Annotated in this window: 18 protein-coding genes; 3 read left to right on the top strand and 15 right to left on the bottom strand. The window is 43.9% G+C overall.

The genetic code is table 11. The features are described 5' to 3' along the window. Positions 1-32: 32 nt before the first annotated feature. From CN378_RS05165 to CN378_RS05115, 11 genes are all read right to left on the bottom strand, one after another. The gene (locus CN378_RS05165; protein WP_098350866.1) at positions 33-2,804 is read right to left on the bottom strand and encodes a vWA domain-containing protein; all 2,772 of its coding nucleotides are present in this window, start codon (positions 2,802-2,804) and stop codon (positions 33-35) included. Continuing rightward, a complete protein-coding gene (locus CN378_RS05160; protein WP_098350865.1) occupies positions 2,788-4,548 on the bottom strand; it encodes a vWA domain-containing protein in 1,761 nt (586 codons plus the stop codon). Before CN378_RS05160 ends, CN378_RS05165 begins: the two co-directional genes overlap by 17 nt. A 9-nt stretch (positions 4,549-4,557) precedes the next feature. Further along, on the bottom strand, positions 4,558-5,355 hold the full coding sequence (locus CN378_RS05155) for a DUF58 domain-containing protein (RefSeq protein ID WP_098350864.1): 798 nt from the start codon (positions 5,353-5,355) through the stop codon (positions 4,558-4,560). A gap of 62 nt (positions 5,356-5,417) precedes the next feature. After that, a complete protein-coding gene (locus CN378_RS05150; protein WP_098350863.1) occupies positions 5,418-6,419 on the bottom strand; it encodes an AAA family ATPase in 1,002 nt (333 codons plus the stop codon). A gap of 5 nt (positions 6,420-6,424) precedes the next feature. After that, positions 6,425-7,942 carry a hypothetical protein gene (locus CN378_RS05145; protein WP_098350862.1) on the bottom strand — a complete coding sequence of 506 codons (1,518 nt, stop codon included), beginning with the start codon at positions 7,940-7,942 and terminating at the stop codon, positions 6,425-6,427. Between the two features lie 11 nt (positions 7,943-7,953). Next, a complete protein-coding gene (locus CN378_RS05140; protein WP_098350861.1) occupies positions 7,954-8,799 on the bottom strand; it encodes an ABC transporter permease in 846 nt (281 codons plus the stop codon). Beyond that, positions 8,796-9,731, bottom strand: a complete 936-nt coding sequence (locus CN378_RS05135) for an ABC transporter ATP-binding protein (protein ID WP_098350860.1) — start codon at positions 9,729-9,731, stop codon at positions 8,796-8,798. Before CN378_RS05135 ends, CN378_RS05140 begins: the two co-directional genes overlap by 4 nt. Next, a complete protein-coding gene (locus tag CN378_RS05130; protein WP_142323578.1) occupies positions 9,728-12,127 on the bottom strand; it encodes a hypothetical protein in 2,400 nt (799 codons plus the stop codon). Before CN378_RS05130 ends, CN378_RS05135 begins: the two co-directional genes overlap by 4 nt. A 251-nt stretch (positions 12,128-12,378) precedes the next feature. After that, positions 12,379-13,497, bottom strand: a complete 1,119-nt coding sequence (locus CN378_RS05125) for an N-acetyldiaminopimelate deacetylase (protein WP_098350858.1) — start codon at positions 13,495-13,497, stop codon at positions 12,379-12,381. A 113-nt stretch (positions 13,498-13,610) separates the two neighbouring features. Beyond that, complete coding sequence (dapD, locus tag CN378_RS05120; RefSeq protein WP_098350857.1) at positions 13,611-14,318, bottom strand: 2,3,4,5-tetrahydropyridine-2,6-dicarboxylate N-acetyltransferase; 708 nt, start codon at positions 14,316-14,318, stop codon at positions 13,611-13,613. Between the two features lie 95 nt (positions 14,319-14,413). Continuing rightward, positions 14,414-15,292, bottom strand: coding sequence for a transcriptional regulator CcpC (locus CN378_RS05115; RefSeq protein WP_098350981.1), 879 nt, complete (start codon positions 15,290-15,292; stop codon positions 14,414-14,416). A gap of 109 nt (positions 15,293-15,401) precedes the next feature. Between CN378_RS05115 and CN378_RS05110 the strand changes: the two genes are divergently transcribed. After that, complete coding sequence (locus CN378_RS05110; protein ID WP_098350856.1) at positions 15,402-16,127, top strand: sulfite exporter TauE/SafE family protein; 726 nt, start codon at positions 15,402-15,404, stop codon at positions 16,125-16,127. A gap of 130 nt (positions 16,128-16,257) precedes the next feature. On the opposite strand, the gene cbpB is transcribed toward CN378_RS05110, so the two are convergent. Then, positions 16,258-16,698: a cyclic-di-AMP-binding protein CbpB gene (cbpB, locus tag CN378_RS05105; RefSeq protein WP_098350855.1), complete on the bottom strand. Its 441-nt coding sequence runs from the start codon at positions 16,696-16,698 to the stop codon at positions 16,258-16,260. Between the two features lie 156 nt (positions 16,699-16,854). Beyond that, positions 16,855-17,100: a YkuJ family protein gene (locus CN378_RS05100; RefSeq protein WP_034756109.1), complete on the bottom strand. Its 246-nt coding sequence runs from the start codon at positions 17,098-17,100 to the stop codon at positions 16,855-16,857. Between the two features lie 155 nt (positions 17,101-17,255). On the opposite strand from CN378_RS05100, the gene CN378_RS05095 reads away from it, so the two are divergent. Together CN378_RS05095 and CN378_RS05090 are read left to right on the top strand one after the other, a co-directional pair. Further along, a complete protein-coding gene (locus tag CN378_RS05095; RefSeq protein WP_098350854.1) occupies positions 17,256-18,212 on the top strand; it encodes an MBL fold metallo-hydrolase in 957 nt (318 codons plus the stop codon). Beyond that, positions 18,209-18,442: a glutaredoxin family protein gene (locus CN378_RS05090; protein WP_098350853.1), complete on the top strand. Its 234-nt coding sequence runs from the start codon at positions 18,209-18,211 to the stop codon at positions 18,440-18,442. The genes CN378_RS05095 and CN378_RS05090 overlap by 4 nt, the downstream gene beginning before the upstream one ends. Positions 18,443-18,526: 84 nt before the next feature. Here CN378_RS05090 and CN378_RS05085 read toward each other — a convergent pair whose 3' ends face one another. Next, positions 18,527-19,027: a DUF3993 domain-containing protein gene (locus tag CN378_RS05085; protein WP_098350852.1), complete on the bottom strand. Its 501-nt coding sequence runs from the start codon at positions 19,025-19,027 to the stop codon at positions 18,527-18,529. Positions 19,028-19,248: 221 nt separating this feature from the next. Next, positions 19,249-19,488, bottom strand: coding sequence for a hypothetical protein (locus tag CN378_RS05080; protein WP_257141018.1), 240 nt, complete (start codon positions 19,486-19,488; stop codon positions 19,249-19,251). Positions 19,489-19,706: the final 218 nt, after the last annotated feature.

Raw genomic sequence — 19,706 nt, 5'->3', positions numbered from 1 at the left:
AAGTTGAAAGAGAAGGCAATCGCCTTCTCTTTTTATTTATCTCTTCTCTTTTTGGCTTCAATCAGCCGTTTCAGTCGTTCGTCATCCCCATTTGACACAGGTGCTGCTTTCTCCGGCTTCACTTTCTTCACAGGTTGCTTTTTATCATGGGTCACTTCAGACGAGGTCATACTGTCAGTTTTCTTCCACTCATCCTCCCGCCGTTCTCTTTCAATTTTTCTGCCAAGCTTTTCAACATTTGTCTTCTCCTTCACCACACTTGAAGTCTTGCGGGGTTTAGCCAGGTCATACACTTTCTTTAATGGGCCAAGCCCGAATCTCCTTATGAAAATCTCACTATAGAATAATAGGAAGCCTGTGATGATCAGCATGCTTTGAATGGACTGTTCTTTAAAAGATGGGGTCATTAGCTCCCTGAATGCTTCTTTCGTGGAAGAAGATTTCCTTCCACCCGTTTCCTCTACGATTGTGTCCAGTGACTGGACTCCCCCCTTGAAAGAATATTCTTTGGAATAAGGGACTGAGAAGCCTGTCTGAAATGAGCTTCCAGCCTCCTCTCCCTTATTGGAAATAGTCATATTGTACAGACCGGGTGCTAAACGATCTTCAAATACAACCTCATAGTCCCCCGGTGCCTTTATCCTGGTCGTTGCAGGGATCGTTTCTCCTTCTTCAGACAGGACCGACACCTCAAGCGGCGATACGTTTCCCTCGGAAGATGACAGCTTTAATCGTGTATTTTCGCCGCCTTCCTTCATATCGATGGAAAATGGATTGGACCGGATGTCAGGAAACGAACGGGTAACAAGCTCATTCACGAACTTCGGCCAGCCTTCCCACCGCGCAAAATCACCCGTCCATTTCCCACTCGTATCCGACGTAAAAGCAAACGACCTTCCTAGGCCGTACCTCCAGGTAGCCAGGACAGGATCTTTCTTTCCGCTCTCCATTTCCATCCGGGCAGACCCTTTCAGGGAGGTCGCAATATAAGCATTCATCTGGGGAGCCCCGTTTTTAAACAAGCTGGACCATTCGGAAGATTGGAAGCTTGGATAAAACGGTTGATCTTCTATATAGGTTCTGGTCGTGATCACGGTCTCCCTCGTTAAGATGCTCGGTATCACACTGGCATCGTTGACATCATAGAATCTGCCTTTCCCCCACAGAGACAAATCGTTCAGCAGTTTCCTGTCCGCACCTTCTCCGATTGAAACGGTCGATAAAGTGATTTGTTTATCATGGCCGTCTTCCACAAGCGTCTGGTAACTCTCCGTCGTGGCTGATTGCCCGTCTGTCAGAAGGACGATATGCTTTCTCTTCAGAGGGAGATTCTCAAGACTCGCATACGCCTGTTGTAAGGAGGTGAAGATTTCTGTCCCACCCCCTGAAGAAATCGAACGGATCTGCTCTTCAACTTTTTTTCGATTCGTGAGAGGCTTGGTCTTGACGATTTCCCATGGACGGTCATCGAAGGCAATGACTCCCAATGTATCTTTGTCCCTTAGGAGAGAGACCGTCCTTGCAGCAGCTTCTTTTGCCAGGGCGATCTTTTGGCCATTCATACTGCCTGAACGGTCGAGGACGATCACAAGGCCCAGGGACGGTAATTCCTTCTTCCCTTTCACTTCCATATCCACGGGGAGTAATCGTTCGATCGGTGTTTTAAAGTATCCCCCAAGGGCAAAGCTGTCACTTCCTCCGAACATAATGAATCCTCTCCCGAATTCTTTCACACTTTTTTCCATTAGAAGCATTTTTTCCTCAGGGATGGTGGTGGCAGCTACATTATCAAACAGGATGCTTTGATATTGCAGATAGGATGTCAGCTTCCCCGGCAATTGTTCCGGCTTATAGACATCGACGGTAAACCCGGCAGCGTTTAGTAATGGTGTTAATGCACTTTCACCGGATGCGTTTTCCACCAGCAGGACTTTCGCGGGTCCTTCCGAGCGTGCCAGATGGTAGAGTGAATTGTTTTCTGGACTTTTATCTCCCTTAGAAAACACTTCTGCCTTATATACCAGCAAGCCTGATTCACCTACTTCATGCCGGAACTGAAACTCATTGTCGCCTTCCTGCACCTGAAGGTCTTTCTTTATGATCACTTGATCATTCAGTGCGATGCGCATTTCTACCTCTTTTTGTGTCGTGCTATACGTATTGACCGTGATGGTTGTTTCTTCTCCTTCATATTGGATAGAGGGCGCAGATACATTCACTACGGCTACGTCTTCCTTCGTATCGGATTCAAGGGGCACCCAGTCAACCTCGATCTTCTTCCCCTTTAATAAAGGAATGACATCTTCCCCTGTCCCCATCGTTTCCTTCCCGTCGGTCACGGCGATAATCCTCCCTCCATTCGAAAGAAGATTCGATGAGTATTCCAATCCTTCCTCAAGGTTTGTATTCCCCTCCTTGATTTCTCCTGCAAACTGCTCCGCATCCTCCATCTCACCAGCAACCGTCTGTTCAATTTCCGCGTTCTCACCAAATGAAACAATCCCGTATCGGTCCCGATCATTCTTGGTAGCAGCACCTTGGTTGATCAAATCAAGAATATGGTCCTCCTGAATCGAAACCGAAGCTGAACGATCCGCTAAAAAGATGACCGGCTTAGCCTTTTCAGGAAAAACGAGAGACGGAGTGGCAAGGGCCAGGATCAATAGGATCATGGCCCACCCTCTTAGGACGAGAATGGTTATCCTTTCTTTCCTTTCCATTCCCTGTTTTGCATAGAGAAAGAGAACGAATCCAAGTGGAATCAGGAGCAAAAGCCAGAGAACTTCTTCAAACTCGATTCCCACGTCTGTATACCTCCCACTCTATAAATAAGATCAGTATCGCCAACAGGAGAAACCAGAAAGACAGGGTTTGTGGAATGGTTTCTCCCCCCTCCTCCCCCTTTTCGTCCGTTGGTTTCAAAGAAAACGACTCGCCGCCGGGCTGTTTTTCTCTGTCGTCAAGTACGACGCTAAAGTATTTCATCACATTTCCTTGTACTGCTTGATATACTCCGGGGATATGCGGAGCTTTAAACCAATCCCCCTGGTCCCATTCTTTAATAAATTCATCGTCACTTGAGTATATGTCCCATTTCCCTGTGGAAAGTGGGACAGACCTTTCTTCTCCCGGCTGAAAATACCCGATGAATCCTTGATCTTCTGATAAGTACTGATAGGCATTGTGAAGAAAGATCGGAAATCCCGGGTGAAGGGGGAAATCCGTGTCCTTCATGTGGAAGTTCAGGACCACCATTTTTGCCCCTTTTTGTTCACCCTTCTGTATAATCGGTACGGAACCACTGTGAGCGGTTGAATCCAAGTCTTTCATTTCAATGGTACCCGCTTTTTCCACATACACTTTTTCTAAGTCGACATGCTTTAAAAGCGGGTCGTCTCCTTTCACTTCAATGCCGGTTGTAAGGACCGTGGACTTTCCGGATTGTCCAGGTATGATCATGGCAGGATTGGTGACGGATAGCTCTCTCCACTTCTCATTTGTGGTCACGATGATTTCATCACCCGTTTTCACCTGATCCTCTTCGACAGTCTTCATATTCACGCCAAGTGATTGAAATCCCTTTAATATGAAAGGATTGATTTCCCCAATCACTTGGATGGCCGGTTTTGACGTGGCCTGAACACTGGTAAGCACGTCATCTCCACTGTAATCATCCTGAAAGTCAATCTTCGCCTTAAGTACGGGACCTTGCGGTAATTCATCAAGTGGAATAACGGCTTCCTTCCCGGCATCGATTGTGAGCCGCTTAGACGTTACTTCTTTGTTTTCATCGTAAATGGTGATCATCCCGGTCTGTAATTCATGGCTTTGATTTTCGATTACGGCGACTCCCTTGTATAAAGACCCCACTTGTTCCACCCCGAAGCTTGTAAGGGAAACATTTCGAGGATCTTGTATGAGGTTATGTACCTGAATTGGTGTATGTATAATCTCATTTGTGAAATCGGCTTTTTTTAACGAGTCAGAATAGACGTGAATGATGGATTTGGACCCCTTCCCAAGTGCTTCACCGAGGCGAAGAGCTTTCTTCATCTCCTCATGATCGTTTGTTACTTGCATCGTTTCCAACTTCTTGAACACCGCTTGATCGTTCGATTCTTCTGAAACGACGGTGGAGATGGAATTCCCCACTCCTAAGAGGGTGATGTCCCCATCACTTTCTTTTATCAATGATTGAATGTCTTTTTTCGCCAGTTCCAAATGGGATACCCCTGTCACTGAGGCATTCATCGATGCAGAGGTATCCAATAAAATGATGACATGATCTTTCTCCGCCAATTCATCGAGGGTATACGGCTTCACCAGGGCGAGCATCAAGAAGAGCAGAATGAGCACCTGCAGGAGAAGCAGGAGATTTTTCTGTAATCGATGAAACCATGGTGATGCTTGCCATTCTTTCATCACCTCTTCCCATAATAAATTAGAAGGCACAATGTGATCCCGGTATCGCTTCCGAAAAAAGTACATAAGTATAACGGCTGCTATAAAAAAAGAAAAGAAAAAAAAGGTCGGATTTCCTATTCCCATACCATCACCTCAGCGGATCCATCCATTTTCTTTGAATTTCTTAAAAAACACTTCGTTCAATGATGTAAGGCAGGTTGTTCGGACATAGCCGAATCCCCACTTTTTGCACAACGATTCGACCATTGCGTTGTGTCCCATTAAGCGTTCCTGATACTTGGCCACCAAATCCGGGTTCAATGATACGTCCACTTCCCGACGGTTTTCACTATCAATCAATTTCACATCACCCTGGGACGATGGTGAAAGCTCTTCCTCGTCCAGCAGTTGAATAAAATAGGTCATTTCTTTTTTTAGAGACAGCTTTTTAAGGGCATCCTCAATACCTGAAATGGGTTCGAGGCCGTCCGAAATGATAAAGGTTACTGAGCTCTTATCCCGGACGCCTTTTATCATTTCTCCAAAAAATGAGGTGCCCCCTCCACTTTCAGGCGAAAGCTGCCCGATATCAAAGAGAATGCCTTTTGCGTCCCGGGAACCTTTTTTCATGAAACTCTTTTGAGCTCCGACGCAGTGGAGGGTGAGCCGGTCGTCATTCGACAGGGCTAAGAAGGAAAGGGCTCCGGCCAACTCTCTCGCTCTTTTCCACTTTCTATCTCCGGTTATCATGGAGTTGGTGCAATCAAGGTAAATATGAATCTTACATTCCCTCTCATCCAAATACCTTTTAACATAAACTTTTTCCGTTCTGGCATACACATTCCAATCGATCTGCCTGACATCGTCACCAATTTCATACAGTTGGTAATCAGAGAATTCAAGGGAACTGCCTTGATAGCTTGCCAGGCGCGCTCCCTTATGGTGTCCCATCCTCAATCTTCCCCCACTGATCCTGTGCCTTTTTAACTGAGCTAAAAACTGGCTGTGAAAGTTCAACGTTGAACACCCTTTTGAACAAAATCGATTAATTCATGGATAAGATCATCGGTTTTCACATTCATGGCTTCTCCTTCAAAGTTCAGGATGATCCGGTGTCTCAGAACGAGAGGGGCCACCTTTTTGATATCTCCTGTTGATACATGGTATCTTCCCAGTGTCAACGCTCGGGCTTTTGCCATCAGGATGATGTTCTGAAGTCCTCTGGGACCACTCCCATACTCGACAAATTGTTTGATTCCTAAGGTGGTATCGTCACCAGAGGGGTGAGTCGCGTCAATGAGGTCGATGGCAAAGTCAATCATTTCTTCTGTCACGATGATTTCTTTCACAAGCGCCTGAATGCTCAAAAGCTCCGTATGACTCAGCTTTTTCTCAAGAAAGACGGCGTCGGTTCCCGTTGTCCTCTTGATGATCTGTTTCAACTCTTGTTTCGAAGGATAGGAAACGAGTAATTTACTCATGAAACGATCAACCTGTGCTTCCGGGAGAGGATACGTCCCTTCAAGGTCAATCGGATTCTGAGTTGCCAGGACAAAAAACGGCTTCTCCAACGTCATCGTTTCTCCTACCACCGTCACCGTACGCTCGGCCATCGCCTCGAGCAAGGCACTTTGGGTTTTGGGCGTTGAACGGTTGATCTCATCCGCCAATACCAGGTGATGAAACAATGGACCTTCATGAAAGACAAAAGGATGTTGATCATCACGGGCTTGTTTCATGACCATTGTGCCAGTTATATCTGTAGGCATCAGGTCGGGTGTGAATTGGATGCGGGAAAAGCTAAGATCCATCACCTCGGAAAGAGAGCGTACGAGCATTGTTTTCCCTACCCCTGGCAGCCCTTCCAGCAGAGTATGTCCTCCCGCCAGGATGGTCCAAAGCACAGCCTCTACTATATCCCCTTGTCCGACGATGAACCTCTGAACCTCTTCCTTTACCTCCGCGATTCTTTTAGAGGCCTCCTTGAACTGTTGTTCCTTTACTTCTATATCCATCCACTTCACTCTCCTGGATCAATTTCACTAAAATACGATTCGATGATATGCTCTAAATCTTTCGGGATGGTAGCTCGATCCTTCCCGCTCCGGTACGAGGAATAGTACTCTTGATACACTTCTTCATACGGCCTAAGGGATCCTTTTTGAACCGGTCCATTTGCCTTGAACTGGTCTCCCTGTTTTCCTTCGCCCAATTTCCCCGAATCAAGTTCTACACGACTTTCCCCTCCTGTTTTTTCAGGAACCGAAAGCATTTCACGGGACCCCTGACCACGGCCTGCACCGTTTCCAGCTCCGCTGCCGCTTCCACTGCCATTCCCGCTGCTGCCGTTTCCGCTTCCTGAACCGGCACCGGCTCCTTTTCCATTTTGTCCTGTTGAGCTTTGTGTACCGCTTCCCTGACCACCTTTTTTAGTAGGTGCAGTCTTATCATTTTCTTTCGAATGGCTGTTCGGCTGCTTGGAAGAAGCTGCACCATTTTGATTCGATGCCGTATGTTGAAGAGATGACCCGGGATCTTGCAAACCGCTCTTCCCCATGGCTTCCTGTAAGATTTCTGCTTCCTGCTGCATCTCCTCCTGAAGTGCAGCCAGTTGCTGAACTTGTTCAGCTTTTTCGGCTTCCTTCAGCAGCTCTTTTAATTCTTCCATAGAGGTGATATCTTGACTTTTCAACGTATTGATCATCTTGTTTTTCTGTAGTTCCGACAATTGATTGAACACCTGCTGTAGCTTTTTACTGTCAGTATGTTGAATGGCGGTATTGATATCGGGTAAGTTTAAGCGACCAAGCTCTTTCTTCACTTCCCGAAGCTTAGCGAGTTGTTTTTCCATCGTCTTCTTTTGAAGATCGAGTTCCTTCACTTTTTTGGTTATTTCTTCATAACGCTCTCTTGCCAGCTTCTTTTTCTTGAGCTTTTCATTTTCCTTTAACAATCTTTCTTTAATCGCCGCATTCTCTTTCTTTTTCGCCTGGTTGCTTATTCTTTTAGTCGACTCCGCTATGATCTCCTTATCCTTTTCCATTCGTTTTGCTTCTTGAAATGTGACATCACGTTGAGTGAAAATCAGCAGGCATAAAAGAACGAGCACAGTGGTGAATATCAACGACCGGGGCTGAATGATCCTCTTTCGATACCGCTTGATCTCAGGGATGGCATCTATCATTTTCCCCAGGGCATCACGGATGACCAATGGAGACAATGCATGTTCACTGTAAAGGCTGCTATATGCGGCGGTGACGTGATTGTCCTCGATGAACCGGTCAAAGAACCGGGCACTATCCTTCAAGGTAGCCCTTCTTTGATAAGACACCACTCCACCGCTGATAAATAGGAAGGTGACACCGATCCATAAAAACCTATCCCAATAAGGGATGGCAATGATCGAAGCCAATGTTGTGATGAATAGAGCAAAGGCTCCTGCATAAACAAGCAGGAGCTGGATGGCATACCCTAATTGGCTGATCAACAATTTTTTTCTTATTTGTTTCAGTAGTTGAAGAAATTGTTGCGATTCCATCTTCTCACCCTTTATTTTGTGCTCTTCACTTTCATGCTTGGTCTTAATTTCATGATACTTAGGAACAGGGCAAGCACTGCAAGTAACGTGTATATACTCAGGAACGAGATCCACAGTGGGAACTTGATCCCGCTGCGTGTATAGATTTCATCGATCGCCATCGGTTCAAAGTGCCCCATGATGACAATGGCAGGGTTGAACATAGCAATCAGATAGGGTACTGGAGTGGTCTGGTTCTGATAAGGACCGTTTCCGATTGCCATGGAAAGCATAAAAAGAAACAACGTCCCCCCTACCAGAAATAGAACCGTTGCATAGGTTGTGACCATTGAAACGATCGTTTTCCTTATGACCGTTGAATAAAACACCCCTATTGAACCGAATGTAAAGACGAGAAATAAACTGTAACCGAACACAGTGAGTAAATCTGAAGGAGATACGCCACCGAATAAGAAAACAAAGCTGTATAGAGGCAAGCTTGATATCACCAGCAAAAGTAAATAAGAAACGGATGAAACAAGCTTACTCAGGATGATGCTCATGGAGCTTTGTTCTGTCGTCAACAGCATGCTTAAGGTTTGTTTCTCCCTTTCTCCGCTGATCACGCCCCCAGTTAAACCAGGGGTTATGAATAATACGAGAGCAAGCTGCAAGAATGAGAGGATCATAAACATCACCCGGCTCTCTTCAGGGCGAAAATAGCCTGTATTTGAAAATCTGGTCTGCATATAGATGAAGCCGATCACCACAATCCCTACGGCAAGCAGGTAGCATAACATCCCGATAAACGCTTTGAACGATCGGAAGCGAAGCTTGAATTCTTTATTTAACATCGGATTAATGAGTAATTGTTTCATGAAAGGGTCACTCCTTTCGTGATTTCCATAAAGACATCCTCTAAATTCGTTTCGGTTTCTTTGAAACTCAAGATGGGAATATCATTCAGGACGGCTTTTTTCAGCAATTCGGTTTGCTCGGTTTCTTCACCCTTATAAAGGAATTGAAGAGTTCTGTTTTCTTCATTCACCTGGATCTTCGTAACGAAAGGATCATCTTCAAAAAACGCCACAGCGCTTTCAACCAAGCCTCTTACTTTCACTACGATCAGCTTATCAGCCTGAAGTTGAAATTGGATATCCGATACAGAACCATGGGCCACAAGCCTTCCATTATCGATGACTCCGATTTCATCGCACATTTCTGCAAGCTCAGGTAGGATATGGGACGAAATCAATATGGTTTTCCCCATTTTCTTCAATTCCTTTAGAATTTCCCTCATCTCGATTCTTGCCCTCGGATCCAGTCCGGAAGCAGGTTCATCGAGTATCAGTACCTCCGGATCGTGTATGAGGCATCTGGCTAGACATAGACGCTGCTTCATCCCCCTGGAAAGAAGGTCCACATACGAATCCTTTTTATGAGAAAGGTTCACAAGTTCCAGAAGCTGAGGTATGAGCTTCTTTCTTTGATCAGTGGGAATCTTATAGCTGGCTCCGTAGAAGTCCAGGTACTCCTCTGCTTTCAATTGATCATACACACCGAAGAAATCGGGCATATAGCCGATTTGTCTACGGACCATCTTCGGTTCTTTACTAATATTGTATCCATTGACTGTAGCTGTTCCCGCCGTAGGGGCGAGAAGTGTGGCGAGGATGGAAAATGTGGTCGATTTCCCTGCTCCATTTTGACCGACAAACCCAAATACGGTTCCTTTTTCAATGGATAGATTCAGATCATCCAGCGCCAGGAATGATCCATAACGTTTAGATAAATTATGAATTTCGATCATGGTTGAACCTCTCCTTTCAATACTATGGCAGGAAGACGAACAAACGGATCGCCTTGTGAGCGTTTTTCAAACTCAAATACGATTTCCCCATAGTCATTCATATACTTGTTCAAATCTTCTTTGACTTCTATTGAGTTGGCCGATGTCTCATTTAACAGCACCTTCTCCTCCGTGTGAGGGTCCACTAACGAGAACTGAAGGACCCCTCCTGTGTGGAGCGTCATATTCAACGAATGGAGAGTGACCTTTGACAAATCGATTTGCTTTGGAATTTGAATGGTCATTTCATACGTTCCATCCTCAAGTCCCATTTCATCTGCCCCATTATGGGAATAATGCTCGATGATTTGTCCCTTTACTGGTTTCACATCAAGTGCCAGCTGCTCGCTTCTGAGGGTAAAGGCGCCTTTATAATTCCCAAGAGAAGGAAAGTGCTGATAAAGCAAAGAGAAGTTTTCAGATTTCGTTTCTTTGTTCTTGATGCTCATCTTGAAAATCTCTGCGTCTGTATACCCGAAAATGACCGGTGAGTTATTTTCGTTATCCGCAGAAATCATTTGTGATGCGAAGTTTTCCAAACGTTCCTTTTTCTGCTGCTTTATATTTTGTAGATTCGGAAACGGTGCTGACATGTTTGGATTCCCGATCGGGGAAGATAAATAATCCGTCGATAGCTTCTTATCAATCGTCAGGGTTTCCCCTGCCTTCACTTCCCCCAATCGATAGATGCGTGATCCCGACCAGATGTATACATCGGTGAAATCGTATGGGAAATCATTCTGAATCGTGCCCGTCAACGTTTTATCCTTGAGGACTAATTCAGGGGAAAAATTCCCTACTCCTTCTCTTTCACTGGTTCCCAAAACGGTTCTCGTCGACCAGTACTCTACATCCCTGAAGGTAATCTTCCGTTTATCCCCTGTAGATTCTTCGATGGCAAATTTATACTGATTCCCACCACCTGGATTATTTCTCATCCTTGCCGGTGTAAGCTTCAAATGGTTCTTGTCGGAAACAAAGTCATAGTCTCCACCGGTGTTTGAAAGGGCTGTAAATGCCGAAATGCCATGAACGCTTTGATCATCCTCCACCTTCAGGATGCTCATTTGATTTAAATGGGGCTTAGAAATCCTGTCTTTCGCACCTGTGATGAAAATTCCTGAAGAAACAAGGATCGAGATGGCAGGGATGATCCACCATGCCTGTTCCCGTTTGTCCAGTTTCCTTAATAGGAAATACAGGAGAGGGACAAGGACAATCAAGTAAACAATCAATATGATTACTAATGTACTAACTTTGAAATTGGTTGATGGAAATAGTTCATTACTATCGGCGACCTCATAATAAATCCTTTCCAGGAAGCTTTGATCACCGTTATTCTGCCCCAGTAAAAAGGAGGATTCTGTTTTCGTTAGCATGTATGCAAACCATTCATCATAGTGTTCCCATCCGTTCAAAGCGGGATCTCCCAATGAGAAGGAGGTTTGCCATACTTCACCGAGCCCACTTTCATTCTTTACGACCATAGGGATATCTCCTTGGACGGCAATGACTTCTGAATCGGGCTTCACCTCTCCTTTAAAGACTGATAAAGAGCTGAAAGACGCCTTTATGCTTTTCTTCACATTAAAGGAGGAAGTATCGGAAAGTGTTACTTCTTCCTGTTCTGTCATAGGGGCCATGCCGGCTAAAGGACCAAGAGTATCATCCAGATGAGGGGATGCCCCAATGAATAGTACCCCTCCATTGTCCACCCAGCTCTTTAGGACCAGCTGTTGATCCTGACTGAGCCCTGAAACGTTGAATTGGTCGATGACGATATAATCAAGCATCTCCAGTCCGCTCTTTTCCTCAGGGAAGGTATCCTTGGTGAGAGTCAATGCCTCTACACGGTTGCCCCCCATGGTTGATCCTTTGATCCCCTTCAAGCGGTCGGGATTTTCACTTAATAAACCGATCGTTGTATTATTGCTATAAATGAAATTAGGTGTTAATCGTTTATCTCCTTTAAATTTCACTTCTTTTCCATCTTTCCATGATCCTTCAAACAGATGAATGGTCTCAAGACTTGCATTGTGCCGAATTTCATCATTGAACCCGGGTATGGAAAATGTGTATGTACGCTCTGAATTCTGAGGAACGTCAATGGACAGTGCCCTCGCTCCACCTGTTTGATAAGACGGGGCATAATCAAACAAAAGGTCCCCCTTAAAATCGGAACCGGTGTTTTCTATCGTCACTTTAATAGGAAAGCCTCGACCTTCCTTTACTTTCCCGTCGATCCCTTCTTCCACTGAAACTTTTATTTGTCCTTGTGCTAGTGATGTATCCTGCATGAACAGAAACATCAACAAGCCCAGGAATAGAACAAATATTGCTTTTCCCCACCTATTCACTTGCATTCCCCTTTCTCTTTCTTTCTCATATTCTCTTTCTCTCTAAAACATAGACGAAGCGGAACAGGAAAAAGTTTCTTTTTTTATTTTTCCCTTAATTACCCAACTACTCTAAGTGTAATTTTACACTAATGTCATTTTTTCTCAAGATGAAATTTGAAAGTCATGACATTTCATTTTCTTTAATGCCTTTTACACATAAAAAAATCACGGAAGGCATCCAAAGGTATGCTTCCGTGATGTGCGACTAACTATTTTAAAGTACTTATATAATCGGTAAGGAGAGAAATGGCAAAGTCAATGGCTTCTTCATCTGGATTGAGTTTAGAATGATGAAGCCCATATGGGGAGTCGACTCCCAGCCAAAACATAAAGCCGGGTATTTCCTCAAGCATATAACCAAAATCTTCCCCAGTCATCGCCTCTTTACAGATGATTAGGTTCCGGTTCGTATCCTTCAGGAATGACATAAAATGATTTGTCCATGCGGGATCGTTGAAGACCTGGCGGTACATGCTGCCATAATTCACTTCAATTTCACACTCATAGCTGATCTTCATTCCTTCGATCAACGATTCCAGCCGCCTTTTTACACCCTCCATCGACTGTGCTGACAGGGTACGGATGGTCCCTTCCAATCTGGCTGTTTCTGCAATGATATTCTGGACCGTTCCACTTTCCATTTTCCCGACAGTGATGACCGCACTGTCTAGTGGATCGACATTCCGGGAAACGATCGACTGCATTTGTGTGACAAAGGAAGAGGCTGCGACTATCATGTCCCTGGTATGATGGGGATAGGCGGCATGGCCGCCTTTTCCCTTAAAGTCGATAAATAATTCGGAGGTATTGGCAAAAAGGAGCCCCTCTTTAACGGCAACCGTGCCTACTTCATACTCTGGGGCAATGTGAAGGGCGAATATGCAATCCGGCTTCCATTCTTTCATGATATCACTTGCAAGCATCGGCTCTGCCCCACCTGGTCCTTCCTCTGCGGGCTGAAAGATGAACAGGAGATCATCTTCTATCGGGTGATGAACGAAATGGGTAAGGACCCCAAGTTCTATCGACATATGAAAATCATGTCCGCAGGCATGCATCCTTCCTTCATGTGACGAAGGGAAATCCAATCCTGTTTCTTCCTGTATCGGCAGGCCATCAATATCCCCACGGTACCCGATCGTCCTTGTAGGATTGGTTCCATGAACTTTGACGAAAAGACCCGTCTTCCAAGGTTTGATCTCTAATCGGTCAGCAGGCAGGCTTTTCATATAATTCAGTAAGTATTCCTGTGTTTTAAACTCTTGAAACCCAAGTTCCGGTATTTGGTGGAGATCTCTCCTGATCGACTTAAAGTCTACTGTAGACATGGGAATCCTCCTTAATTGAAAAATAGAGTGATGGATTATGAAAATGAGAACCTACAAGAAAAGAACAGACGTCAGCCGCCCGTTCTTTCAGAGGTCATCTATTGCACAATGAATTACAGTTGACGTAATTCCTGTTTGATTTCCGTTTTTGATTTTGTTTTGTCATCAATGTCTTTCAATTTCTTAGCTGGGGTACCGGCTACAACCGTGTACGGAGCCACATCATCCACGACAATCGCCCCGGCTGCCACAACTGCCCCTTTTCCAACCGTTACACCTTCAAGGACAACGGCGTTGGCGCCAATGACTACATCGTCTTCAATGACAACCGGTTTTGCAGATGGAGGTTCAATGACCCCGGCAAGCACTGCACCGGCACCGATATGACAATTCTTTCCTACCGTAGCGCGGCCACCGAGCACGACGTTCATATCGATCATCGTTCCTGCACCTACTACAGAACCGATATTGATCATGGCCCCCATCATGATCACCGCATTGTCACCGATCTCTACTTGATCACGGATGATGGCGCCCGGCTCGATGCGTGCCTTGACCCCTTTTAGATCCAGCAGTGGGATGGCTGAATTGCGACGGTCATTTTCTACCACGTAGTCTTCGATTTTATCTTTATTTTCTTCAAGAACAACGGAAAGCTCACTCCACTCCCCGAAAACCACTCCGGAATTTCCTTGAAGGAAATTCTGGGATGAACCGAAGTCGACCCCGTCAAGATCCCCTTTAACATAAACCTTCACAGGTGTTGATTTTGTACTATTTTGAATAAAAGAAATAATTTCGTTTGCGTCCATCATTTTCATAAGAATTCCCTCCGTAATTATGTATAAATTCAGAATTCGTTTCTTGAATTACTTTATCAAATTAAAGGGTGGAAGACAACCCATAAACGTGATTCCTATGAGTTTTCATGAATGAATTCGTTTACAACTTCTAGAAATGCCCTCACTTGTCTTAATTGAAAGGCAGACTCATAACCGAGCAGCCATGTATCCCTGTGTATGAGGGAATCATGTTCATCGATTAAAGGAATTTTATATATATCCTCTTCCATGCCGTCCAATGTGATGGCCGGCAAAATCGCGTAGCCGATCCCGTTCAAGGTCATCTGCTTACACGTTTCAATTTGATCGACCACAATCGTCCGCTTGGGGGTTGTCTGGAATTGACGATGCCACCAGTCCTGTATTTCCTGATAGTAATTAGAGTCACTCTTAAATTGAATAAAGGGACGATCCGTTTTCATGACTTCATCAATCGATTGAATTTCTCTATCCACCAAGTACAGCGTATCCTGGAAGAGATGATGTTTTGGTCCCTTCCAATCAGGTGTCCCCCTGATGATCCCGATATGTACTTCATCTTCATAGATGGCTTTGAGGATTTCACTGCTCCATCCGGTCATTAAAGAGATTTTGGCATGTGGATACGTCTCGACGAACCGTTTGAGTACTTTAGGTAGCCAATTCTGACCCACGATGGAAGCACAGGCAATCTTCAATGTTCCGTGCACCTCGAACTCAAGGGCCTGTATGCGTTCCTTTACACTTTCTTCCTTCTGAAGCATCTCATCAGCCAGCTTCACGACAAGCTCTCCGGCCGGAGTCAGTGACAGGCCTTTCTGGGACCTGAGAAACAATTTCGTTCCCCACTCCTTTTCAATCGTCTGGAGTCTCTGGGACAAAGCTGGCTGAGATACGAATAACCGTTCAGCAGCTTTCCTCATATTCATTTCCTGTGCAAGTACGTGTAACAGTTGATATTCAGAGAATGCCATTTCTTTCACCTTCATAAGTTTTTCTTATATTATATCTTAAATTATATAAAATTTCATTATTAGCGGAAATCGAATACACTGAGGGTAGATGGAAAAGAGGTGTAGATCAATGGAAGTCATATTATTTTTCACTGGTTTCATTGTAGCTCTTATAGGTACGCTGGCAGGAAGCGGTGGACTGATCGGCATGCCCGTGATGCTTCTTGTGGGGTTACCCATTCATACAGCCATCGCGACGGCTAAATTTTCGAATATAATCAGTTCGTTTTCGAGCTTTATTTATTTAGTCAAAGACAGGAGAGTTGTCTGGAAGGAGTGTTTACCGATTCTTCCCATCGCCTTGGCCGGGGGACTGTCGGGGGCCTTTCTATCAGATAAGATCCCGCCATCCCTGCTTGAATGGATGGCTTTTTTCTTCCTGCTCATTGCTCTGTTATTAAGTCTTCTCAAGGGGTTTCAACCTAAAGAAGATAAACAGAAGCATTATAGGGTTTTCGGGCTTCTGTACCTCATCAGTACGTATGACGGATTATTCGGACCGGGTCAGGCGACCATGCTTATGTATACTCATTTATTTCACGGACAGTCCTATTTAAAATCAGTGGCCCTTACCCGTTTTCAAACCTTTGTCAGCTGTTTAGGGGCATTCACTGTTTATTTTCACAATGGTCACGTCGAGTGGAGTGTCGCCATTCCTTTTGCATTCGGTGCGCTCTTGGGCGCTCAATTGGCAGTCAGGCTCGCATCCAGGCTTTCTTTGAAACATTTACGTATCCTTTTAAACATTTTGACATTCATACTTATCCTTCAGCTGGGTAAAAACCTATTTTTCTAAGAAAAGGAAAGCGATGAACAGGATGGCGCTACTTACAGGCCGTCCTATATATTTTTGAACGAAAAATAAAGAAGATGACAAAGATGCCATCTCCTGTGATGTTGATTATTATGTAACTGCCATGAAGGGTTTAGTCCCTTTTGAACAGCTGTCGTTGAAGCTGCTTTAACACAACACGCCTCGTCATGATCCCTTCGAAATAGCCATCATCGGACACCACGCATAAAAATGGGTGGTCGACCAGTAATTCCAACGCTTTCTTGAAATCCGATTGTAAGGAGACAATCGGAAAATCCGTCGTCATGACTTCCTCTACCTTTTTTGCTTCCAGCTTTTCAAACTCAAAGCGTTCGAGTCCCAGAATCGAATCGGTTATTAAACTTGAACTGATCAACCCCTGGAAACGAAACGTCGGATCGAGTACAGGGATGGCTGAGTAACCACTTTTTGTGAGCAATAGTAACGCATGTTCCAGGGAATTTCCTACTTGTACATGAGCGACCTTCTCAGAAGGAATAATGAAATCCTTAATATTCGTTTCTAATAATTCCTTGCTACTCAATGAAATCATGTATAATCCCTCATTTTTAAAAATAAAAATTTTCTTGACGATCTTATTCCTAAGAAACGGACACTTTCCATTTTAACATATTGAAAAGAAAATGTATGTTTTGGAGCTTGGTTTGAAGACTAAAAAAGATAACCTATTGGTTACCTTTTGAATACATCAATCCTGTTGTGCTTCTTGTAGGAGTTCAAAAATTTCTATCGCTGTAATGTCTATGTTATCAAAAGGAAAGCTGTTTCCTTTTTCATTCATGACTTCGATTTCAAATGTATCCTGCTTGGGCAGATACTTGACCTCACAGATTTTCTTGCCATTGTATTCGAAGAATCGTTGTTGTGTTTCCCCTTGTTCACCTTGTTCTTGTAATGATTTTAATCTCTGTATAATTCCAAGAAGCTGAGACATATTCACTCTCTCCTTTCCTGATCTAATTCTTGGTCATAGCTTTTGCATTGTACCAGATTCTATCCTGTTAAATCTAATGTTTTGTCCTTTTTCTACAAAAATTCCTTTATAATGAAAGGGTATAAATATCTTCTTTCAAAGAAAGGATTGATTCGATGAGTATTTACCGTATAGATTCCCGGATATCATTAGTGGATCTAATGGATTTATCATTAAAGGAACGCACAGGTAGTTATATATTGAACGAAGAGGCCCTGACCATTATCGAAACATCTGCCAGTCCTTCTATACCTCATCTAAAAAAAGGTCTCTCTAAGTTAAACATTAATCCTGAAGATATTCAATACATAATTTTAACCCATATCCATCTTGATCATGCTGGAGGTGCAGGTCTTTTTCTTAAAGAGTGTCCCAATGCAGAGATCATTGTGCACCCGAAAGGCAAACGTCATTTAATCGATCCCTCCCGGTTGATTTCAGGCGCCAAAGCCGTATATGGAGAAAAATTCGATGAACTGTTCCACCCGATTATCCCGATTCCTGAAGATCGCATCCTGGTGATGGGACAAGGAGAGAGTTTAAGCATCGGGGATACCTGTACGTTAACGTTTTATCATACACCAGGACACGCCAACCACCACCTGAGCATCCATGATTCCGTTTCAAACGGGATGTTCACCGGTGATACGTGCGGGATTCAATATACGATAGGGTCGAAGCGTTTTTATTTCCCATCCACTTCCCCAAATCAATTTGATCCTAAACAGATGAAGGAATCCATCCGGATGTACAGAAACCTTCATCTCGACCGGTTATATTTTGGACATTATGGTGTAACGGAGGAAGTTTCATTTGCCCTTTCAGAAGTAGATAAATGGCTGGATCTTTTCATGAAAAAGAGTGAGGAAATGTACTCATCCCATGTTACAATGAAGGAGAATGTAAGTACCATCACATCTGCACTATTTGATCTTACAAAGCATGAATTGGTACAAAAAGGGATCGATCCCCTTAACCCTGTCTTCTCATTACTAGAGCTTGATATGAACGTTTCTGCAATGGGGATCGTTGATTATTTCATAAAGTTACAAAAAGGAGATCACACATCATGAAGGAAGTCACTCTATATTCTCAACCGGAATGCCCCCCCTGTGAAGTGGTAAAGATGTTTCTGAAAGAACATGCTGTAAAATATAACGAAATCAATATAAAGGAAGACGAACAAGCGAGACACTATCTTATCAACCACTTGAAATCTTTTTCCACCCCTACGATAACCATTGGCTCGGAGGTCATTTCCGGCTTTAATTTGGAAGCCCTGAGAGCTGCTTTACACATTTAAGTGTTTGGTGGTTTACATTTAAAAAAGTTGGCCCATATCCCTGTACTTTTCAAGCCTCGGGAACCGGACCAACTTTTTTCTTGTTTATCGGGATTGAATGTCTTCAGGTAAATCGTACGTGATGGAAGAAACCTTCCATGTACCCTCTTCTTCACTTAACACTACAGCTTCAATACCATTCGTGCTTGAAAACGGACCGTCTTCTTGATTCTTTCGTTCCTCCCAAACATACCAATGACCATCTATGTATTTTACCCTGGTAGATTCATCATAATCAAAAAATGGAACATAGTGAGAGGCGAAATCAGAGCCAAATGTAATGTACCCACCATCTACCTCATATAGATTTTCGCTCATGAAGCTTGTTGTAAGACCCTCTGTAAGATACTTTGACAGCTTTTCTTCTATCTGCTTCTTCGATTGTGGTTCTTCACTCAAGGATACTTGAGTACGAAAGGCATCTTCTACAAGATTCAGTGCATTTTCCTTTTTGAATTCCGATGCTTGTGTTTGACTGACTTGTCCACAAGCAGCTGTAACAAGACCTAATATAAAAAATAATAGCCATAACTTTTTCTTTTCCATTTGCTTTCCCTCCCTTAATCACTAGATGAAATTATTGTAGCAACGGAAAAATGTCGATGGGCTACGATCTTTTCGTTAAATCGCAACAATGACTGACATATTTTTTGGTTTGGTTGTAAAATTCCCCCTGTTCCTGCCGGTTAAACACGTTTTCTGATGGTACATTTAACCAAAAAAAGATGCTGCATGATGTTCATACAGCATCCTTCACTTATGATTAATTATGTCAAATAGCGAATGGACCAATAGATTATGAATAATGTAATCAGTATGGTTCCAATCAATATAGACAGGAATACAGGATTCCGAATATAAGAGTGCTCCTTCACAACGTCGGGAATATCCGTATCATACTCACCCTTCAACCTTTTCTCCTGTCCCGCTATCCTAAAGGTATACACAAGTGAATAACCCGCAATCGCCAATACAATCAAGGCAAGCACAATCATAAATATACTCATTACAGCCCCTCCTTACATTATGTCCTTTAGGATAATTTGTCCTAACAACAGGAGGTTATGCAAGAAAAGCGGAGGCGGCTTGCCCAGGCCCGACAAGCATAAGGCGAATCAACCGGAAAGGCGCCCTTTGCCTTTTTGGTTGATTTGACTTATGACCTCGAGGGACTAGCCGCCGGAGCTGGACAATTCGAAAAGCGGAGGCGGCTCGCTCAGGCCCG

The organism is Bacillus sp. AFS015802 (assembly GCF_002561455.1).
GTDB lineage: Bacteria > Bacillota > Bacilli > Bacillales > Bacillaceae_B > Rossellomorea.
This window is presented reverse-complemented; position numbering and strand designations above follow the sequence as displayed.

Bases quoted from the DNA above. Each gene is read 5' to 3' on its own strand.
- CN378_RS05145 (WP_098350862.1), bottom strand. From the start codon at position 7,942: ATGGAATCGCAACAATTTCTTCAACTACTGAAACAAATAAGAAAAAAA.
- CN378_RS05140 (WP_098350861.1), bottom strand. From the start codon at position 8,799: ATGAAACAATTACTCATTAATCCGATGTTAAATAAAGAATTCAAGCTT.
- CN378_RS05155 (WP_098350864.1), bottom strand. From the start codon at position 5,355: ATGGGACACCATAAGGGAGCGCGCCTGGCAAGCTATCAAGGCAGTTCC.
- cbpB (WP_098350855.1), bottom strand. From the start codon at position 16,698: ATGATTTCATTGAGTAGCAAGGAATTATTAGAAACGAATATTAAGGAT.
- CN378_RS05080 (WP_257141018.1), bottom strand. From the start codon at position 19,488: ATGAGTATATTTATGATTGTGCTTGCCTTGATTGTATTGGCGATTGCG.
- CN378_RS05125 (WP_098350858.1), bottom strand. From the start codon at position 13,497: ATGTCTACAGTAGACTTTAAGTCGATCAGGAGAGATCTCCACCAAATA.
- CN378_RS05110 (WP_098350856.1), top strand. From the start codon at position 15,402: ATGGAAGTCATATTATTTTTCACTGGTTTCATTGTAGCTCTTATAGGT.
- CN378_RS05115 (WP_098350981.1), bottom strand. From the start codon at position 15,292: ATGGCATTCTCTGAATATCAACTGTTACACGTACTTGCACAGGAAATG.
- CN378_RS05135 (WP_098350860.1), bottom strand. From the start codon at position 9,731: ATGATCGAAATTCATAATTTATCTAAACGTTATGGATCATTCCTGGCG.
- dapD (WP_098350857.1), bottom strand. From the start codon at position 14,318: ATGAAAATGATGGACGCAAACGAAATTATTTCTTTTATTCAAAATAGT.
- CN378_RS05160 (WP_098350865.1), bottom strand. From the start codon at position 4,548: ATGGGAATAGGAAATCCGACCTTTTTTTTCTTTTCTTTTTTTATAGCA.
- CN378_RS05085 (WP_098350852.1), bottom strand. From the start codon at position 19,027: ATGGAAAAGAAAAAGTTATGGCTATTATTTTTTATATTAGGTCTTGTT.
- CN378_RS05095 (WP_098350854.1), top strand. From the start codon at position 17,256: ATGAGTATTTACCGTATAGATTCCCGGATATCATTAGTGGATCTAATG.
- CN378_RS05150 (WP_098350863.1), bottom strand. From the start codon at position 6,419: ATGGATATAGAAGTAAAGGAACAACAGTTCAAGGAGGCCTCTAAAAGA.
- CN378_RS05100 (WP_034756109.1), bottom strand. From the start codon at position 17,100: ATGTCTCAGCTTCTTGGAATTATACAGAGATTAAAATCATTACAAGAA.
- CN378_RS05090 (WP_098350853.1), top strand. From the start codon at position 18,209: ATGAAGGAAGTCACTCTATATTCTCAACCGGAATGCCCCCCCTGTGAA.